Source organism: Xanthomonas sp. SHU 199, from assembly GCF_000364665.1.
In the GTDB taxonomy this organism is placed as follows: Bacteria; Pseudomonadota; Gammaproteobacteria; order Xanthomonadales; family Xanthomonadaceae; genus Xanthomonas_A; species Xanthomonas_A sontii.
Genome location: NZ_AQOI01000611.1, coordinates 1 through 1,741 on the forward strand (window position 1 = coordinate 1; position 1,741 = coordinate 1,741).

Genomic DNA, 1,741 nt, shown 5'->3' on the forward strand with positions numbered 1-1,741 from the left:
GACAGGCGTCGCGGCCACCGGCGGCGGCGTGCGGGCCAGTGCCGGCAGCACCAGGCACAGCGACAGGCCCAGCAGCAGGCGGCGCAACAGGCGCGGGAACGGGGTCATCGGCATCCTCGGGTCAATGGGCGGCGGCGTAGGCCTTCTCGCCGGCATCCACCGCCAGGTCGAGGCGGTTCTCCGGCGGCGGCAACGGACAGGTGGCAAACGGGGTGAACGCGCACGGTGGGTCGTAGGCGCGGTTGAAATCCAGCACCACGCTGCCGTCGGCCGCGGGCGGGTCCACGTCCAGGAAGCGCCCGGCGGGATAGCTGCCGTGACCGCTGGTGCGGTCGGCGAACACCACGAACAGCGGCTGACCGGGTTCGCCGATCGCCTGCAGGCGGTAGCGCTTGCCGCCGCGCTCGAACTCCAGCGCACCGGGATTCGGCGATGGCGTGGTGACGCCGATGATGTCGACGATGGGCAGGGTCGTGCCCGGTGGATTGGGCACGAAACGCCCGCGCACGCGCCAGGATTCGGCCAGCGGCCAGTACGGCACGCCTGCGAAACCGAGCCGGGTCGGCGCATCGGCGTGCTTGACCCGCAGCGCATAACGACCGCCACGTTCGATCAGGCTGAGCTTGCCCTTGCCGTCGTCGAAGTCGATCACCGTCGGCTGCGGATCGTGGTCGCTGTACACGCGGATCCGCCCCTGCACCGGCGCGCCGGCGACGCTGAAGGCGGCGCCGCGCTCGGGGGTCAGGTACACCTCGCGCTGCGCCTGCGACACCAGCGCCATCCGCGCCGGCCCCACCGCCAGGCGGATGCCGCTGTCCGGGCCACTGCCGATGTAGTGCTCCTTCAATTCCAGCCAGTGCAAGCCGACCAGGCTGGTCCAGCCATCCGGCGCCTGCAGTTCGCGCTGGCGCTGCGCGCGCCAAGCCTGCTCATCGGCCACGAACCGTGCGTCCATCGCCTTCGGCGCGGCCGGTGCCGGCGCGTGCTTGCCGCAGCCACTCAAGGCGACGAGCGCCGCCAGCAGCGCCGCCGTCCACATCCGCTTGTCCATCACCGCCCCCGCAGGAACCAACGATCGATCTCGCCCAGGGTGAACCGTGCCCAGGTCGGACGCCCATGATTGCATTGTCCGGAGCGCTCGGTGGCTTCCATGTCGCGCAGCAGTGCGTTCATTTCCGGAATGGTGAGGCGGCGGTTGGCGCGCACCGCGCCGTGGCAGGCCATGGTCGACAGCAGCGCATCGCGCGCGCCGGCGACACGACCGCTGTGGCCGTGTTCGCGCAGGTCGGTGAGCACGTCGCGCAGCAAGGCCTCCGGCTCGGCCTGCGCCAGCAGTGCGGGAATGCTGCGCACGTGCAGCGATTGCGGTCCGCTGCGGGTGATCTCGAACCCGAGCGCGGCCAGCGTCTCCGCCTCGCGCTCGGCGGTGTCGGCATCGCGTTCGCCGACTGCCAGGGTGATCGGCACCAGCAGCGGCTGCGCGTGCAGGCCGATCCCATCGTGCGCGGTCTTCAGGCGCTCGTAGCCGATGCGTTCGTGCGCGGCGTGCATGTCGACCACGATCAGGCCGTCGGCGTTCTCGGCCAGGATGTAGATGCCGTGCAATTGCGCGATGGCGTAGCCGAGCGGCGGCACGCCGGTGTCGGCGGCAGTCGGCGGCAGGCCGCCCGCCGGGTCCTGGGTCTGCCGCGGCAGGCCGGCGGCGCTTCCCGCATCGGCGGTGGGCGCGTACAGCGCCGCG

Annotated in this window: 1 protein-coding gene and 1 pseudogene; both read right to left on the reverse strand. The window is 71.9% G+C overall.

Annotated elements, in window-relative coordinates:
- Nucleotides 1–121 precede the first annotated feature (121 nt).
- Nucleotides 122–1,051 carry a DUF1684 domain-containing protein gene (locus D183_RS0117840; RefSeq protein ID WP_017910198.1) on the reverse strand — a complete coding sequence of 310 codons (930 nt, stop codon included), beginning with the start codon at nt 1,049–1,051 and terminating at the stop codon, nt 122–124.
- Nucleotides 1,051–1,741: pseudogene (gene mutL, locus D183_RS0117845) on the reverse strand (DNA mismatch repair endonuclease MutL); the annotation flags it as partial. The gene D183_RS0117840 and the pseudogene mutL, both read right to left, overlap by 1 nt.

Bases quoted from the DNA above. Each gene is read 5' to 3' on its own strand.
- D183_RS0117840 (WP_017910198.1), bottom strand. From the start codon at position 1,051: ATGGACAAGCGGATGTGGACGGCGGCGCTGCTGGCGGCGCTCGTCGCC.